Source organism: Deltaproteobacteria bacterium CG11_big_fil_rev_8_21_14_0_20_42_23 (assembly GCA_002796345.1).
In the GTDB taxonomy this organism is placed as follows: domain Bacteria; phylum UBA10199; class UBA10199; order 2-02-FULL-44-16; family 2-02-FULL-44-16; genus 1-14-0-20-42-23.
This window is the reverse complement of the sequence record PCXC01000039.1, coordinates 1-16,321: the sequence shown is the minus strand read 5'-3', so window position 1 is coordinate 16,321 and position 16,321 is coordinate 1. Positions and strand designations below refer to the sequence as shown.

Annotated in this window: 16 protein-coding genes; 11 read left to right on the top strand and 5 right to left on the bottom strand. The window is 43.3% G+C overall.

Annotated features, from left to right (window positions below; all coding sequences use genetic code 11):
- Nucleotides 1-84 precede the first annotated feature (84 nt).
- The 5 genes from COV43_05310 (at nt 85) to COV43_05290 (ending at nt 3,805) form a co-directional block, all read left to right on the top strand.
- On the top strand, nt 85-390 hold the full coding sequence (locus tag COV43_05310; GenBank protein ID PIR25466.1) for a hypothetical protein: 306 nt from the start codon (nt 85-87) through the stop codon (nt 388-390).
- A 23-nt stretch (nt 391-413) separates the two neighbouring features.
- The gene (locus COV43_05305) at nt 414-1,262 is read left to right on the top strand and encodes a hypothetical protein (protein ID PIR25465.1); all 849 of its coding nucleotides are present in this window, start codon (nt 414-416) and stop codon (nt 1,260-1,262) included.
- An 83-nt stretch (nt 1,263-1,345) separates the two neighbouring features.
- Nucleotides 1,346-2,350: a thiamine-phosphate kinase gene (gene thiL / locus COV43_05300; GenBank protein PIR25464.1), complete on the top strand. Its 1,005-nt coding sequence runs from the start codon at nt 1,346-1,348 to the stop codon at nt 2,348-2,350.
- 87 nt (nt 2,351-2,437) lie between these two features.
- Nucleotides 2,438-2,908: a peptidylprolyl isomerase gene (locus tag COV43_05295; GenBank protein PIR25463.1), complete on the top strand. Its 471-nt coding sequence runs from the start codon at nt 2,438-2,440 to the stop codon at nt 2,906-2,908.
- Between the two features lie 9 nt (nt 2,909-2,917).
- On the top strand, nt 2,918-3,805 hold the full coding sequence (locus tag COV43_05290; protein PIR25462.1) for a hypothetical protein: 888 nt from the start codon (nt 2,918-2,920) through the stop codon (nt 3,803-3,805).
- Nucleotides 3,806-3,808: 3 nt separating this feature from the next.
- Here the strand turns inward: COV43_05290 and COV43_05285 are convergent, their stop codons facing one another.
- Nucleotides 3,809-5,080 carry an AAA family ATPase gene (locus tag COV43_05285; GenBank protein PIR25461.1) on the bottom strand — a complete coding sequence of 424 codons (1,272 nt, stop codon included), beginning with the start codon at nt 5,078-5,080 and terminating at the stop codon, nt 3,809-3,811.
- An 84-nt stretch (nt 5,081-5,164) separates the two neighbouring features.
- Between COV43_05285 and COV43_05280 the strand changes: the two genes are divergently transcribed.
- Nucleotides 5,165-5,635: a hypothetical protein gene (locus COV43_05280; GenBank protein PIR25460.1), complete on the top strand. Its 471-nt coding sequence runs from the start codon at nt 5,165-5,167 to the stop codon at nt 5,633-5,635.
- Nucleotides 5,636-5,648: 13 nt separating this feature from the next.
- Here the strand turns inward: COV43_05280 and COV43_05275 are convergent, their stop codons facing one another.
- Complete coding sequence (locus tag COV43_05275) at nt 5,649-5,858, bottom strand: hypothetical protein (GenBank protein PIR25459.1); 210 nt, start codon at nt 5,856-5,858, stop codon at nt 5,649-5,651.
- Between the two features lie 71 nt (nt 5,859-5,929).
- Between COV43_05275 and COV43_05270 the strand changes: the two genes are divergently transcribed.
- On the top strand, nt 5,930-9,235 hold the full coding sequence (locus tag COV43_05270; protein PIR25458.1) for a hypothetical protein: 3,306 nt from the start codon (nt 5,930-5,932) through the stop codon (nt 9,233-9,235).
- 54 nt (nt 9,236-9,289) lie between these two features.
- Here COV43_05270 and COV43_05265 read toward each other — a convergent pair whose 3' ends face one another.
- Nucleotides 9,290-10,057, bottom strand: a complete 768-nt coding sequence (locus tag COV43_05265) for an ABC transporter permease (GenBank protein ID PIR25457.1) — start codon at nt 10,055-10,057, stop codon at nt 9,290-9,292.
- Nucleotides 10,054-10,905, bottom strand: coding sequence for an ABC transporter ATP-binding protein (locus tag COV43_05260; protein PIR25456.1), 852 nt, complete (start codon nt 10,903-10,905; stop codon nt 10,054-10,056). The genes COV43_05265 and COV43_05260 overlap by 4 nt, the downstream gene beginning before the upstream one ends.
- Before the next feature lie 113 nt (nt 10,906-11,018).
- Between COV43_05260 and COV43_05255 the strand changes: the two genes are divergently transcribed.
- The 4 genes from COV43_05255 to COV43_05240 all read left to right on the top strand — a co-directional run bounded on the left by COV43_05255 (nt 11,019) and on the right by COV43_05240 (nt 15,572).
- The gene (locus COV43_05255) at nt 11,019-12,626 is read left to right on the top strand and encodes a peptide chain release factor 3 (GenBank protein PIR25516.1); all 1,608 of its coding nucleotides are present in this window, start codon (nt 11,019-11,021) and stop codon (nt 12,624-12,626) included.
- Between the two features lie 43 nt (nt 12,627-12,669).
- Complete coding sequence (locus COV43_05250) at nt 12,670-13,083, top strand: hypothetical protein (GenBank protein ID PIR25455.1); 414 nt, start codon at nt 12,670-12,672, stop codon at nt 13,081-13,083.
- Between the two features lie 227 nt (nt 13,084-13,310).
- Nucleotides 13,311-14,561: a hypothetical protein gene (locus COV43_05245; GenBank protein ID PIR25454.1), complete on the top strand. Its 1,251-nt coding sequence runs from the start codon at nt 13,311-13,313 to the stop codon at nt 14,559-14,561.
- Nucleotides 14,562-14,576: 15 nt separating this feature from the next.
- The gene (locus COV43_05240) at nt 14,577-15,572 is read left to right on the top strand and encodes a hypothetical protein (protein PIR25453.1); all 996 of its coding nucleotides are present in this window, start codon (nt 14,577-14,579) and stop codon (nt 15,570-15,572) included.
- Here COV43_05240 and COV43_05235 read toward each other — a convergent pair.
- Nucleotides 15,552-16,226 carry a hypothetical protein gene (locus tag COV43_05235; protein PIR25452.1) on the bottom strand — a complete coding sequence of 225 codons (675 nt, stop codon included), beginning with the start codon at nt 16,224-16,226 and terminating at the stop codon, nt 15,552-15,554. The two genes, COV43_05240 and COV43_05235, sit on opposite strands and share 21 nt — an antisense overlap.
- Between the last annotated feature and the right edge of the window lie 95 nt (nt 16,227-16,321).

Sequence of the window (16,321 nt, the reverse complement as noted above, 5' to 3'; positions counted from 1 at the left end):
TAATTACGCTTTTTTTGGCTTAAACTTACGGTCTGGCTGTGTGAGGTTTTGCAGTCATTTTAAGGACTTCCGGAGGTTGTACCTATGCTGAAAGGCAGCAAAAAGTTTTTCTATCTTCTTCTCACCCTCCTCTTTTTTGGAGGTGGAGCTTGTGTAGCCGGAGGCATTGAAGTGGGCTCTACCACCACTACAACAACCACGAGCAGCTCGGCTGATTTTTCGGGGATAAAGTTAAACTGCATTGGTAAAATTGTGAAGTCTACATCAAGCAGCTATGCAAATTCAGCGTGTATTTCTGCGGATGGCTTTACGCAGCAAAACACATCTACAAACAATAAAGCTGCGGATAACATTTTAGCTATAGGGGAAACCCTTTTTGACAGTCTCTAACACAAATAAACCCCGAGGTTTTTATGCGTAAACAATTCTTCATTATCCTCTGCCTTTTCAATCTGGCGCTGCTAGCTCCACTCTCTTCGCTAAGAGCTGATAACACGCAAATTCCGGTTCAAGGTTATCTGACTGATGCAAGCGGAAATGTGGTGAATGCCACAACAGACATGGTGTTCCAACTTTACACAGCTGCAACAGGTGGAACTGCAGCATGGTCGAGTGGCACGCTTTCAGTTGCTGTTTCAAATGGCTTTTATAGCACTACACTTGGAACAAGCTCAAATGCTTTGCCAAGCCTAGAATCCGCTCTCTATCTGGGCATCACGGTAGGCACCGATAGCGAAATGTTACCACGGAACGAATTTTCAGCTGTGCCTTTTGCGCTTACGTGTTCAAATTGTTCAAGTCTTGTATCCGTCAGTACTACCGATGCTTCAAACACAATCACCGGATCTGAAGAGACTGTGAATACCGTTACCATTCCGGCAAATACCCTAAATAACACGGGCGAGGTACTTCATGTGAAAACCTACGGAACATCGCTTGTTTCTGCCACAAGCTCTCAAATCCTTTCGGTAAAAGTCGATTCAACCTCTGTTGGCTCTATTTCCTATAATGGAGACTTCAGCGCTCCAACGTCAACTTGGATCTTCGAATTTGATATGGTGAGAACCGGAACAAGCACAGCTGAGGTCTCACTATCAGCACTTGAAAGCTCTCCTTTTGCAGCTAGTACCTTTACAAACTACGGCATTACAGCGTTAACAGGTCTCGATTTTACAAGCAGTTTTGCCATTGATATTACTTGTAACCTTCAATCCGATGGGGACTGTACCTCTAGCGGCATTATTACAAGGGTTGATCGTTAGTTTTCTTCGATTATCTCTACTCGAAGAAACTCCACCCCGTTTTCGTTCTTGTGGTTTCTCCTTTTGCGGAATAAGACCTCGGCATGCCTTCGTCGTCATTTCATCATGAAGAAAGTTTTTACACTTACCTTCGAAAAGTTTTTTCCAGCCACCGTCATCAACGGGAAGCAGGCATTGGAGATGACTGTGCGGTGTTGCCTCTTGATAAAACTTCATCGCTTTTAGTTAGCACCGATCAGCTGATTGAAAACATTCACTTCAAGCTCAAGTTCATTTCGGCACAAGAACTTGGGAAAAAAAGTATGCTGGTGAATATCAGTGACATTTCAGCCATGGGCGGAAACCCTTGTTGCGCCTTCGTTAGCCTTGGACTTCCAAAATCAATTTCAAAAAAGTGGATTAAAGATTTTTATAAAGGCCTGAAAAAAATTTCAGATGCAGCTGAAATAAAAGTCTTAGGTGGAGACACAAGCACATCTCCCAAGCATGTTTTTATCAATATCACCATTATGGGAAAGATAAAAACGGCGAAGATAAAATATCGAAATGGCGCAAAAGCAAATGATTTCCTGTATGTCACTTCAACATTGGGGGATTCAGCACTTGGATTGCAGCTGCTGTTGAAACAGAAAACATTTTCAGCCGTGGAAAAAAAGCTTGTTTCATCTCATCTTTCACCGCGCCTTTTTCTGCGCGAAGGACAATGGCTGGCAACACAAAAAGAAGTGCACGCCATGATGGACATTTCGGATGGGCTCGATCTGGACCTCCGAAGAATGCTATCGGCTTCTTCCGTGGGAGCGCGTGTTGAGCTTGAAGATATTCCGCTTTCCGCAGCATTTCAAACGCTTGTTCAGCGAAAGAAACTCCCACCTTATCCTTTGGCTCTTTGCGGCGGAGAGGATTATGCGCTACTCTTCAGCGTGGATGGCAAAAAAAGCAAATCCTTTGAAGCCAAGTATGCATCAGCGTTTGGCCACAAGCCTTTCTGCATTGGAATGTGCCAAAAAGGAAAAAAGCTCGAATACTCACAAAAGGGAAAGCCCTTCACCCTCAAAAGCTCTGGCTTTGACCATTTTAAGCCTTAAACTCGAGATTTTAGCCAAAAAGCTATTGCCAAAAAAGCATGAAGTCGCTATGGCTGCGGCACTATTTTCCCCAAAAAGGAGTTTTTTATGTCGAAACGCATTGTGACCATTCACTACCAACTCACCAATCAAGAAGGTGAAGTAATAGACTCTTCACGAAACGGTGATGCGTTTTCTTACCTTGAAGGCAGAAAACAAATTATTCCCGGCTTGGAAGAAGCGGTGAAAACTATGAACAATGGCGATAAAAAAGAAGTGTTTATCCCAGCGTCGGAAGCTTACGGTGAATACAACGAAAAATTCGTCTTCAAAATTCCAAGAGAAGATGTTCCCCTCGAGGACATTGAAATTGGAGCCGAGCTTCAAGCTGCCGAAGGCGAGCTGGAAGGTCAAGTTTTTCGCGTTACCGAGTTGAGTGATGACCTTGTTACGTTGGATGCCAACCATCCACTAGCTGGCGTCGATCTTTGCTTCGATGTGGAATTAATTGAAACACGCGCAGCAACCCAAGAAGAGATGGATCACGGCCACGCCCACGGCGACGGTTGCTGTGAGTAGGAGAAGAAAATGAAGACGTATTGCATTTTAGCCTTTTACACTTTTGTTGAACTTGAAGATCCACATACAACAAAAAATGATCTTCTCTTGTTCTGCAAACGCAATGACATCAAGGGTTCTATCATTCTTGCCAACGAAGGCATCAACGGCACCATTACTGGATCTGAAGAATCTATAGATGCATTTCTTGCGTATCTTCAAGCTGATGCTCGCTTTGCCAAACTTGAACAGAAAAAATCTTATGCCGATTTTTGCAGTTTCAAACGTCTTAAAATCTTGGTGAAAAAAGAAATTGTAACGCTTCGCCAAGAAGGTGTAAGCCCGCTTAAAAAAGTTGGCACTTATGTTGAGCCAAAAAACTGGAATGCCCTTCTTGAAGATCCTGAAGTTATTTTGGTTGATACCAGAAACGATTACGAATATCAGATTGGAACTTTCGAAAATGCAAGAAACCCGGAAACTCGCAATTTTAGAGATTTTCCTGAGTACGTGAAGAAAAATCTAGATCCACAAAAACATAAAAAAGTCGCTATGTTTTGTACTGGTGGCATTCGCTGCGAAAAATCCACTTCCTATCTTTTAGGTTTAGGCTTTGAAAATGTCTATCACCTTAAAGGTGGCATTTTAAAATACCTCGAAGAAATTCCTGAAGAAAAAAGCAAATGGCAAGGTGAGTGTTTCGTGTTTGATGAACGGGTTGCTGTTGCTCATGGCTTGAAAGTGGGAAAACACAACATGTGTTTTGGCTGCGGAAATCCTATTGCGCCGGAAGATATTAAATCTCCTCTTTATGAAAAAGGTGTCACCTGTCCAAAGTGTTTTCACATTGCTCCCGAAAAAACAAAAGCACGATGCAGAGAACGCCAACATCAATTGGATGTGAAGTCTGCAAAGTAGTGTTTACTCTAAACTCATAAATTGCCCTACTTTTGCATCCACTAAAATGTGATGTACGCGCAGCGGCTTCACCAAGCTTAAACCCGCGAGCGTTCTACATCTGCTAAGCGCCACATAGGCTTGGCCCGAAGCAAAGGTGCCTGTGCTCAAGTCTACCACCACCTGCTCAAACGTTTTCCCTTGGCTTTTGTGAATGGTAAGTGCCCACGCCAATTTAAGCGGAAGCTGAGTGAACGAACCCACACTTTTCGTCTGCAGTTTTTTGCCTTCGAGTTCATATTCAAACAATTCCCACGTATGCGGTTCAATTTCGTGCACACTTCCGTTTTCAAGTTCAACTGAAACGCTGTCTTTTCCCAAACGCAAAAGAGTGCCAACGCTGCCATTCACCCATCTGTTATGAGGATCATTGTTCAGCAACATTACTTGCGCATCCACTTTGAGGTTCAATTCAATTTCAGTGGGAAGAGCTTTTTGATCGAACTTTCCCGTCAGCTCAGCTTGATACATCATTTCTTTTCCAGAAAGTGTGGTCAGCTTCTGTTCGTTGATACCAAAGGCTTTGCGGTTGAGTGGTGTAAGGTAAACTGCCAAATGATCTGGTTTTTTTCCGCAGCACTGTTGATTGAGCCAATCAAGATCTTGTGGCGTTACTTTTTTTTCACGAATTTTGTGAAGGATGGAAATAAATTCTGGTTCATGTTGACGATAAGCTTGTGTCAATTCAATGCGCGTTAAATGGATCTCGCCAAAAACGTGTGAATCAAAAAAATATGGGCTTGAATAAAGCTGATAAAATTTTTCAGCCTCAAGCGGAGGAACAATGGGAGGAAGTTGGTAAAGATCACCAAAAAACAAAAGCTGCACTCCCCCAAAAGGAGTGTAGCCATCTCCGCGAACAAGGCGCAAAAACTGATCTATGCAGTCTATCAGGTCGGCCCGCACCATGGAAATTTCGTCAATGATAAGGCAATCTAGCTTTTTGTAGAGCTCGCCCTTTTCATTTTTCAGCAAAGTCTTTGCAGCTTTTTTTGCTTTTTCCAAGGTCACATTTGGCTTGAAGCCGAAAAAAGAATGAATAGTTTGCCCTTTGATGTTCACCGCTGCAACACCAGTTGGCGCCAGTGCGGCACAGTTCTTTTTTGTCTTTTCCCGAAAATACTGAAGCAGCGTTGATTTGCCCGTTCCTGCACCACCCGTTATAAAAACATGTTCCGTTTTTTTCTCTAAGGTTTTAAAAATATCCTTTAATTCTTGGCTTGGTTCATTTTTCATCGCGCCCTTTTACTGAACAGACTTGACATTCGCAACAGAAATGAGGTTTTAATTTCCCTGACGTTCAACAAAGGAGGTTTTCACATGAAACCACTTAAGCTTATTGCATCTTTCTTTTTCCTTCTTGTTCTTTTTTCTTTTGCCAGCGCGCAAACACTTCACGCCGCAAGTGAAGAAAAGGAACTTGGCACGGTTTCCTGCCAGCTTAGCTTCAATTTAAAAAGCTGGTCCGTTTTCTATAAATCTGGAAAGGGAACGGGAACGATTTCCTGCGACAATGGCCAAACTGCTTCCGTAAAAATCAGGACAAAAGGCGGCGGCATTAGCTTTGGAAAAAACGAAATTGTAAATGGGAAAGGCACTTTTTCGAAGGTGCATGACATCGAAAAACTCTTTGGGGGCTATGCCCAATCAGAAGCACACGCTGGAGCAAGTTCATCTGCCTCGGCAGCTGCCTTGTGGAATGGAAACGTTGGCCTCACCCTTTCGGGAAAAGGCAAAGGTTGGGATCTTGGCTTTGCCTTTGGGCACTTTAAAATCACCCCTTTGCCGTAGATTATTTTTCTCTTCAAAGGAAATGAACAAAAAACACTCTCTTTAGACTAGCCTTTTCACCTGTTCCCCAACTTTCTTCTTTCCCACTTTTTGGCCATCTGCCGAAAATTTGGTAGTCCCTACATACACTAAGTCCGCAAAATGAATCATAAATCACTTTGCGCCGGATTTCTATCAACACTCCCCGCACAATCAGAATTCTAAGGCCTTCTAGGGCACCCATCCTCTTTGATAGCATCGACAGCATACTTACAGAAAGAGCAGCATAGTCGACGGTTACAATAAGGGGGATATATGGAGAAAATAAGATGGTGGAGAAGTAAAAAGTGGCCAAGAAAGATTACATTAGTTTTTTTTCTTCTTGGCCTCTTTCTTTTGGCCGCACCAAACCTGCAAGCGGCGCTCAGTGATAACATCACCGACATTTCAGGGCATCCTTTCGAAGCAGAGTTACGAGCTCTGATTGATAATGGTATGATGCCTCTTGCAGAAGGCCAAACGATGGTCAATCCAGATGCGCTCATTCTTACGGAACAGCTCATCGATATGTACGTTCGCGTAAGTGGACGCTACGAGGAAGCCATGGCCTTCACGGGTTGGCAGTGTCCAGATGCTCCCGTGTTTTCGTACCTCGTTTCTGTTGGAGTATTCACCACAAAAAAATGTCCGTCACTTCAGGCTAAACGACCGCTTAGCAATGTGATTGTGACACAAAATAGACTTTATCGAAGATTCCCAGGAGGAAATGCAGATTTCCTTCAGCTGGTAAAAGATTATTCGGGACCAGATCTTGGAACAAATAAAAATCCATTTGGCGTCAACTCTGCACATTTCAAGTTTGTGTACGAAAAATTACTTTTCGAAAGCACAGACGGTTTTAACTTAGACCTCAATGGAAGCCTAAGCGATTCTAGCTTTGGCAAGCAACTGGCTACAGTTGGACAAACGGCAGCAATGCTTATGCACACGTTCAACATCGAGGAAGCCGTAGTGGAACCTGAACCAGCGCCTGCACCAGAACCTGAACCAGCTCCAGTTCCTGATCCCGAGCCTGTGCCAGTTCCGGAACCAACTCCAGAACCAGAACCGCTCCCAGATCCGGAGCCAGCGCCTGTTCCAGATCCTGAACCAGTTCCAGAACCTTCAAACGTTCCCGATTGGATTGGTGTTGGAAATGCGACGCAGAAATTTAGGCCCGGAGCAACATTACCAACGGGTAAAGAAGTTGCAATTGAAGCCGCACGAAACGAGTTTGAGCCTTTTCAGGTGGTGATTGCTGGTGGATCGCAAGGAAGAAGAATTAATGCTATCCGCGTGAGCTCATTAACTGGACCCAACCAGGAAAGCATTGCTTCAAGTGCTTTTACCATTTATCGCGAAGGACTTTACTTTGTATCATCTGCATCAAACCTTGAAGGTGCCGCCGGAAATTGGCCTGATCCTTTGATTCCTGATGTAGATCCTTACTTTCAAGAAAAACGTAATGCACTTCCTCACAACATCAATGCTGCAGATTCATCAAACTTTTGGGTGGAAGTCCTTGTCCCAAAAGGAATTGCGGCCGGTATTTTTAAAGGAACTGTGAGCGTAGAAACAGACACAGAAACCATTGATGTGCCTCTCCAGTTGCGTGTGTTTGACTTCGATCTTCCTTCAACGGCTTCGCTTAAAACAGCCTTTGCTCTTGGATGGGATGCGCCTTGCGTAGCACACGGTGGAAGCTACAGTGGTTGCGGAGGAGATGCTGGTATTGAACACTACAATCTTCTCTATGCACGTGTGGCACTGGATCATCGCGTGTCGCTTGAATCTAGTATTTACTATTGGCCAAAAGAGTCTCTTGGCTGGAGTCACTTTGATGAACTCTATGGACCACTTCTCGACGGAACTGCAGACACCATGCTTGAAGGTGCAAAACTTACTGCCCTCAGTATGTACACGCTCAATCAAAGTGATCCTGAAAGTGAAGTAAGACGCTGGAAAGATCATATGGCGTTAAAAGGTTGGAACGATACCACCTATTTCAACTACACATGTGATGAACCACCAGCTGGATGTTCTTGGAGTGCAATTCCAACGCGAGCCGCACCAGTTCAAAGTGCAGGTATTCCAACTCTTGTTACCACTGGATATCCCGAAGCCCTCAGCAGAGGCATCGAAGACTCTATCGATATCTTCGTGCCTGTTATTAACTGGGTGGGAGCAGGACTTCCTTACGGAACTCGAGAAATGTATGATACGCATCTTGCAAAAGGTTCAGAAAAAGAAATGTGGTGGTATCAGTCTTGTATGTCGCACGGTTGCGGAAATGGCTGTGATACCAGCACCAGCAGCTATTACAACGGATGGCCATCTTATGTAATCGATGCTTCTGCCATGCAAGCACGTGCGATGGAATGGTTTAGTTTTCAGAAAAATGTCACTGGAGAATTGTACTTCAACGTAGGATATAACTTGAAAACAGCATGGAATGCAGGTGGACAATGTGCTTTCTCTGGATCAGGAGACGGTACTCTCTTCTACCCTGGAAAACCAAGTATCATCGGTGGACAAAATGATATTCCAGTAGCATCCATTCGCTTTAAGCTCATTCGCGAAGGCCTTGAAGATTACGAATACCTTCACCTCTTGAAAGAACTTGGCGATGAAGAGTTTGCTCGTGATATGACGTATTCACTGTTCCCAAATGTTGACAATGTTACGGCCACTTCACCTGAAGCTGTCTACAACATGAGAAGAGTTCTTGCAGAACGCATTGAAGCGCACATGCACAATGCGCCACTGCCTGAACCAGTTCCAGAACCAACACCAGAACCAACACCAGATCCAGACCCAGAGCCTGCTCCAGCGCCAACACCTGAGCCAGTTCCAGAACCAGAACCAACACCAGAACCTACGCCGGAGCCAACTCCTGCGCCAGCACCTGGAAAAAAAGTGTTCATGCTTGGTAGCTCTACAAACCCTAGCATTAATGCGGGTGATATCGTTCACTTTAGATTTGATGATGATGGATTTGTAGCATTTGAAGCTGCTGTAGGAACCAGCTTAGCCTATGCGGATCTTGGATGGTGCCCACTCACCACTCAAGCTAAATGCATCTCAAGAGAGGAAATTCCAACTGGAGTGAGTTCGATCTTCGTTCGTGTGTTCTACTACAGTGATGTAAATGCAAGTTCTGGAAACTTTGTTCAGATAAAAGATGTTGAGGTCTCAATAGGAAGTCAAACTGAAGTTCCGGCACCAACTCCAGAACCAGAACCTGAGCCTCTTCCAGAACCAGAGCCAATACCTACTCCTGAACCAGAATCTGGAGAAAAAGTGCTCATGCTCGGTGCTGCCACAAACCCTAGCATCAATGCGGGTGATATTGTTCACTTTAGATTTGATGGTGACGGATTTGCAAAATTCGAAGTGGCAGTTGGAACAAGCGCAGCTTATTCAGACATTAAGTGGTGTCCATTTACGACAAATCCTGAATGCAGAGTAACCATACCTACGGGAATAAGTGAAGTGCATGTAAGAGCTTTTTCGTACAGTGATCCAAATGCTGCCTCAGGAGATAATTTTATAAAACAGGATTATGTTTTCCCAGTGCACTAGGATGTTATCATCACGCTTTACCTAAGGGCGGGCTCAGTTTGAGCCCGCTTTTTTTTATACTACAATTTTGTACCCACGTTTAAAAAGAACGAGAGCCAAGGCAAAAGCAAAAACACTAAAACCCAGCAAAACAGAAAGACTTACAACTATTGGCTGGTCTGCAGTTCCCAAGACTGCATATCGTGTGGCATCAATCATGTAGAAAAGAGGATTGCACAGTGAGATGTATTTCCAAACTGGTGGAAGCATTTGCACAGAATAAAACACACCACCAAGATACGTAAGTGGCGTTAAAACAAAATTCATCAGCGTTGCCATTTGATCCCACTCTTCAGCCCACAGCGCAGCCGACACTCCAAAAGCACTGAAGCAAAAAGAAGAAAGAATAAAAATGAGCAAGGTAAGAAAAGGAGATGCAATGGCAAGATCTGTAATACCATAGGCGACAAGTAATGTAATACATCCCACCACGACACCACGAACAACTCCTCCCAAGACAAAAGCTAAAACAATTTCAACATACGAAAGTGGAGCTGTGAGAATACCTTGAATGGACTTGTCGAGTTTTGCCAAAAAAATTGAGGTGGTTGTATTTGAAAACGCATTCGTCAGAACTCCCATACCCGCTAATCCAGGCAGGATATAGAGAATATAAGAGAAGCCATCAATTTCATGAATTCTAGATCCAAGTGAAAAACCAAAAATGAGGATAAACAATACCGTGGTAATCACAGGAGGAACAACTGTCTGCTTAAATAATCTGAAAATGCGATACGACTCTCTTTCTACAAGAGTCAAAAAAGGAACAAGTGATCTTTTCATAAACTAACATCCTTCGAGGCTTCACTGTCTTGCTCACATTCATGCATAGATTTTCCAATCACTTTTAAAAATACTTCTTCAAGCGAACCTTGTTTTACTTCTACATCACGCACATCGTGACCTTCTAAGGTTTTGCGTTTTTCACCATTCACCATAAAATACTGATCGCAATACTTGTTGATCAGTTGTTGTGGATTTCCCATAAGTTCAATTTCGCCTTTATTAATAATGCCAATGCGTTCACACAATTCTTCAGCTTCATCAATATAGTGTGTGGTAAGAATGATGGTCACACCCTGTTTGTTCACATCGCGAAGTGCATTCCATAATTCGTGACGCTGCTCTACATCAACTCCAGCGCTGGGTTCGTCGAGAATGAGGATTTTTGGTGATCCCATCATGGAACGTGCAATCATCACTCTTCGCTGCATTCCGCCAGAAAGAAATTTGAACATCGCTTTTCTTTTTTCGATGAGGCCAAATTGTTTCAGCAAAGCCAAAGCTTTTTCCCTTCGATCATTTTTATTCATGCCATGATAGCCGCCCTGAAACTCAAGCACACGTTGAATTGGCGAGTAGTGGTCTATATTTGGTTCTTGCGCCGCAACGCCAATCATTTTTCGTGTATAGAGATAATCTTTTTCCACATCTTTTCCAAACACCTTTATAGAACCTGATGTTCTTCGTGCTAAACCAATAATCGTTTTGATCAAGGTTGTTTTTCCAGCTCCGTTTGGACCAAGTAAGCCGAAAAATTCACCTTCTGAAATACTGAGTTCAAGATTATTGAGCGCAACTAATGAGCCGTAATGTTTTTTGAGCTGATGAATTTCGAGTGCCACTGCCATAAAGTTTCCTCTTCAAATGAAATGAGAGAAAGGTAATAACTTTAGCCACTTTTTCGCGCAAGCTTTTTAGTTGCATCCCCCTCAAAATCTCACTAGGAGATCGCCACATGCAAATGGCTAGCTCAGAAATTCAACACGAAATAAGCCGCAGACGTACGTTTGCCATTATCTCGCATCCTGATGCCGGAAAAACCACCATCACCGAAAAATTACTTCTTTTTGGAAATGCCATTCACATGGCTGGCGTGGTAAAAGCAAAACGCGCAAAGCATTTTGCAAAATCGGACTGGATGGAAATTGAAAAGCAACGCGGCATTTCAGTTGCTTCTTCAGTGATGCAGTTCACCTACAAAAATTATGAAATCAATTTGCTTGATACTCCAGGCCACGAAGATTTCAGCGAAGACACTTACCGCGTACTCACCGCAGTTGACTGCGCTCTCATGGTCATCGATTCCGCAAAAGGAATTGAAACGCAAACCAAAAAACTGTTCGAAGTTTGCCGAGATAGAAATCTGCCCATTATTACCTTCATTAACAAACTTGATCGTGAAGGAAGAGACCCGTTCGACCTCATTGATCAAATTGAAAAAGAATTGAACCTCCCCTGTTTTCCTTTCTCATGGCCTATTGGCCAAGGCATGGACTTCAAAGGTGTTTACGATATCGACAAAAAGCAAGTGCGACTTTTTGAAGCTGGCGCAAAAACAACTCAGTTTGAAACTGAAGTCTTCACCGATATCCAAGATAAAAATCTGAACAAAAAAATTGACGATCACCTTCTTCAAAAATTGAAAGATGATCTCGAACTCATTGAAGGAGCTGGAGCTGAATTTAAAAAAGAACATTTTTTGGCAGGCAATGTAAGCCCCGTTTTTTTTGGATCAGCGCTTAATAATTTTGGAGTTCAAGAAATGCTTGAAAGCTTCATCAATCTTGCGCCACAACCTTTACCTCGAAAAGCCGAAAGCAGAGTTGTTGATCCTTCCGAAAAAAACTTCACCGGTCTCATTTTTAAAATTCAAGCCAACATGGATCCTAAACATCGGGACCGTGTAGCTTTTATGCGCATTTGCTCGGGTGAGTTTGTACAAGGCATGAACATTTATCACGTTCGAAAAGAGCGCACTTTCAAGCTCAACAATGCCATTCAGTTTATGTCTCAAGATAGAAAAAATGTAGACACTGCTTATGCTGGAGATATTATTGGTATTAATGATCGCGGGAACTTGATGATTGGTGACACCATCACGCAAGGTGAAAAACTTCAGTTTACAGGCATTCCCTTTTTCTCTCCCGAAATTTTTTGCCGCGTTGAACTCAAAAACCCCATCAAAGTGAAACAGCTTCACAAAGGCTTGGAACAACTTTCAGAAGAAGGTGCTTCTCAAATTTTCCACCGAAAGCATACTTCCGAAACCATCATTGGACTTGTGGGAACACTTCAACTTGAAGTAGTGAAATTTAGACTTCTTAACGAATACAGTGCTGATGCAGATTTCCTGCCCATCAACGCAAACCTTTCTCGCTGGTTTCATTCCAAAGATAAGAAAAAGTTGGATGAGTTTATCCAATATCATCATGCACAAGTGGTTTACGACAGACGAGATTATCCTCTTGTTTTGTTGGAAAATGAATGGCGCCTCCATTACTTGCAAGATAAAAACCCTGACCTTAGCTTTTATTCAAGCCTCATCGCCTATGAACGTGATGCGCTTTGATTCCTCTTGTCTTCATTTTGTAATCTGATAGAAACTCCAGCCTATGAAACCAAAACACCTTTCTTTTCTTCTCTTTTTTTTCATCTGCATTTTTTCAGCTTCCGCTTTTGCTTACGGAAATACCGCAACAAAAACTGAGCCTCAAAATAATGAGATGCTTCGCAAACACATGTCCCACATGGCTTCCGAGTGGGTGAACTTAGAAATACTTTCTTCGTCTGCTGAAATAAATTATAAAGAAGTGGCCAAAACATTGAAAAAAATGAAAAACACTGCACAAATAATTTCCAAGATGAATAAAAACACCAAGCTTGAATCTCCCATCATCTCCCTTATTTCTCAGATGGAAACCATGCAAAAGCACCTCAAAAATAAATCCCCCGAACTTTTGCATCAAGACTTAGACTTTTTATCTCAGACATGTTTTGCCTGTCATCAAGCCCACGCAAATCCTTAGCTCTCTTTTTTAGGACTTGACAGTAAACTCTGAAAAAGGCTAGTTCTCCCAAGTCTTATGAATCTTTCATTCTCCTCAGCATTACCCGCAATCTCCGCCCACAACATGGACGGACCTCTTTTCGTCATGATGTCTATGATGATGGGCCTCTAGCCCAAACATCCTTTTTTACCCACAATTTATTGTTTTCATTTCTGCTCACGCGGAATCCTTTTTAAGGAGATTTTATGCTTCAACCACTTACACCGCAGCTTGTCGTTCTCAGCCCTTCACTTGGAGCAAGTTCAGTAGGCCCTTACCACAGCAAACTCACCAGCATGGCAAATGCCGCTGCTTTGAAAGGAGCTGGTACAACGCTTGTTCTTCCGAAAGGTGAGCGCCCACAATTACCAGGCAGCATCAGAGTTCTCCAAGTGCCTAATGTTTTCAACCATCGTCATGTACAACAAGCACTTGAAGGAAGTAATGTCCGCCATGTTCTTCCTCTTCGCGAAGCTTGCGTAGAAACTGCCGCAAGCTTAAGTGGTGCACTGAACCTTGTAGGAATTTCTCCAGACTCCGCCAAACTAGCACGTGATAAATTTTTGATGAAACAAGCTGCTCGAAAGCAAGGTCTGGCTACGGCAGACTTTACTGATCTCACTCGAAATTACACCGACCTCTACAACTTTGCTCGAGAATACGATTTTCACATCGTGCTCAAACCTCGCACTGGCTTTGGTTGCATTGGAACAAAAGTGATCAACAAGAGAAGTGAACTTTTAAAAGCCTGGTATGAAATACAAGGCAAATCACAGCATTATATTGCAGAAGCTTTTGTGAACGCAGCTGCAGAATATCATGTTGATTTACTTTTTAGAGGTGGTGAAAACTTGTTCGTCGAATTATGCCGATACCCGGAACCCCTTCTTAATGCTGCCTTTCCGGGGAATATGACGTGCCACTACGCAAGAACTCCGCAAGAAGAAACAATGATAGCATATGGAATAAAAATGTTGCGCGCTCTTCAGGTTCAAAACAAAACGGGAGTTGCTCACATTGAATTTTTCCTCACTCCCGATCAACGCATTCTTTTTGGTGAAGCTGCACTACGTCTTCCTGGCGGATCAATTGTTCCGTTGTACAAAGCCTTCACCGGTATTGATCTCGCCGAAGCTTGGGTCTTGGCGCTTTTTGATGGAGACTATAAACCAAATCCCATTTACCGTGACAATGATATTGGAACTGAACTGCTTGCAGCACCTCATGCAGGAACAGTTACTGCCACACCACCCAGTGAACTCAGCGGACTTGAGGGTCTGTTATCTCATGAACTTTGGGTTGTGCCTGGTGATACCACCCATGCTCCAGAAGGCTCAACCGGAAGCCGTATAGGACATTATATTTATGCAAACAATCTTCCTCCATTTGCACTTGAAAGAAGAAGAGGTGAGATTAGAGATGCTTTGACGAAAGGAGTAGAAATACAAGCTCAATAAACAACTTTAAGGTGAATGTTTTTCACATTGACGGTCTTGGGCAAAAAAAGTTACACTTTGCCTATGATTTACGAACAAGCCCTAAAACCTAGACGTACTCTTGCTCAGGAAGTGTTGTACAGGGCCTGGTGTTGGTTTGGCTTGGGCGCTCTTTTCCTCTTTTCGTGGATGGAACCCTTCAGCCAAATGGCGCTTGATGCTTTTGTAGCGCGTGGCATGTCAGCTTGGATTGCAGATTACGTTTTACTTCCTCTTGTCATGTTTATTCGTGGCATCTTGCTGGTAGAATTTTTTGGCTATCTTTATCACCGTTGGTTTCAGCATGTTAGTTGGATGACTCGACGTGCTTACCTTATTCGTAAAAGCCAGAGATATCATTGGATTCACCACATGATTATTTACCCCATCGGCACCATTTACAAACGTGCTCAAGAGTATGCCGCTGCAGAAAAAGGCATCGCCTGGACATGGTCTCTGCCTGGGCTTTTGCTGGCAGGGCTGTTCCTCTTTCAACATGGCATCAGCATTGCCACCGTCACGTTCATCGCTGCTGTTGCGTGGTATGCAAAGTGTGTCATCAGCAAATGCCACAAGCTGTTTCATGTAAAAGGCCACAAATGGGCTGGAAGCAAATACTTCAAATGGCTCGAGGATATTCACCTGCTCCACCATTGGGATCAACGTTGCAACTTCACCATTGTAAATCCGCTCATGGATAAACTGTTTGGAACTTATCTGAATCCCAAAGAACATCAGGCCGAATTGAACATTGCAGCAATCGAAGATGCCTTTACGGTTTCAGATATGATTAATTGGCGATATCTTTTGTTGGAAGCAAATCCTGAGGAATATGCCGCTTATATTTCGGAAGCAAAGGAACACAAAAAATCCATCAAAAAACTTGAGGAACTGATTTGTGTTCTAGGTGAAGAGCACCATAAAAATCCTCATGATCCCGAAGTGAAACTCCTGCTCAAACGAGCCAAAAAGCTAGAATCTCTTTTGAATTAAGCTGCATCCACCAGCGGCACTTTGATTGCTAGCACCTTTCCCCACGTCTTGTTGGTTTAACTGTACAGCTTGTTCCTCTTCATCACCTGCAGTAACTACTCCCAATGGATTTTCCGCGAGGAAACCGGTGGACTTCGAAGCAAGGCCAAAGTGAACTTGACGAACTACAGCATCATAATCGGCGGGAGTGATTTCTTCATCCTGCACTTCACCCGGTTTTTCTTCTTTGTTTTGCACCGAGCCTGAAATGTAGGTTCTCTCCCAGACATCTGACGAAACTGAATACGAATAAGATGGATCTTCGTAGAGGTAGCTTGAAAAAGGAATTTCTTGAAGTGAAGATGAAACTTGAGCAAGAAAAGCAAAGTAACTGTCTTCCTCTCCCTTCACTGTTTTCACATAAGCATCTGAACTTAAGGGAAAATTATCAGAACGCGTCGCTCCCACCAAAACAAGTTTTTTACCTTTCGTAAGCGCAAGATCATTTACCTGATCTATCGAATTGCCACCCAAAAACAAGGAAGCTATTACTTCTCCCTTCAAGTTTACTTTCATCACCATGGCATCTGGAATATACTGAGCACTTCGCTCTGGCTTTACCGATGGAAGCATCTGTGGAAGCGTTGCCGAAGTACTGCTTCCAGCCAAGTACACAATGATCCGACCCCGATTTGACGGACAGTTTGAAAGAGGTAAGGCTCTCACTGGAGGGCAATATGGGAAGACAACAGAAGTTCAGTACAGAGTTT

Excerpts from the sequence above, each read along its gene's own strand:
- COV43_05240 (PIR25453.1), top strand. The coding sequence starts at position 14,577 with ATGTTTTTCACATTGACGGTCTTGGGCAAAAAAAGTTACACTTTGCCT.
- COV43_05270 (PIR25458.1), top strand. The coding sequence starts at position 5,930 with ATGGAGAAAATAAGATGGTGGAGAAGTAAAAAGTGGCCAAGAAAGATT.
- COV43_05280 (PIR25460.1), top strand. The coding sequence starts at position 5,165 with ATGAAACCACTTAAGCTTATTGCATCTTTCTTTTTCCTTCTTGTTCTT.
- COV43_05275 (PIR25459.1), bottom strand. The coding sequence starts at position 5,858 with ATGGGTGCCCTAGAAGGCCTTAGAATTCTGATTGTGCGGGGAGTGTTG.
- COV43_05285 (PIR25461.1), bottom strand. The coding sequence starts at position 5,080 with ATGAAAAATGAACCAAGCCAAGAATTAAAGGATATTTTTAAAACCTTA.
- COV43_05260 (PIR25456.1), bottom strand. The coding sequence starts at position 10,905 with ATGGCAGTGGCACTCGAAATTCATCAGCTCAAAAAACATTACGGCTCA.
- COV43_05250 (PIR25455.1), top strand. The coding sequence starts at position 12,670 with ATGAAACCAAAACACCTTTCTTTTCTTCTCTTTTTTTTCATCTGCATT.
- COV43_05310 (PIR25466.1), top strand. The coding sequence starts at position 85 with ATGCTGAAAGGCAGCAAAAAGTTTTTCTATCTTCTTCTCACCCTCCTC.
- COV43_05305 (PIR25465.1), top strand. The coding sequence starts at position 414 with ATGCGTAAACAATTCTTCATTATCCTCTGCCTTTTCAATCTGGCGCTG.
- thiL (PIR25464.1), top strand. The coding sequence starts at position 1,346 with ATGCCTTCGTCGTCATTTCATCATGAAGAAAGTTTTTACACTTACCTT.
- COV43_05290 (PIR25462.1), top strand. The coding sequence starts at position 2,918 with ATGAAGACGTATTGCATTTTAGCCTTTTACACTTTTGTTGAACTTGAA.
- COV43_05265 (PIR25457.1), bottom strand. The coding sequence starts at position 10,057 with ATGAAAAGATCACTTGTTCCTTTTTTGACTCTTGTAGAAAGAGAGTCG.
- COV43_05295 (PIR25463.1), top strand. The coding sequence starts at position 2,438 with ATGTCGAAACGCATTGTGACCATTCACTACCAACTCACCAATCAAGAA.
- COV43_05245 (PIR25454.1), top strand. The coding sequence starts at position 13,311 with ATGCTTCAACCACTTACACCGCAGCTTGTCGTTCTCAGCCCTTCACTT.
- COV43_05255 (PIR25516.1), top strand. The coding sequence starts at position 11,019 with ATGGCTAGCTCAGAAATTCAACACGAAATAAGCCGCAGACGTACGTTT.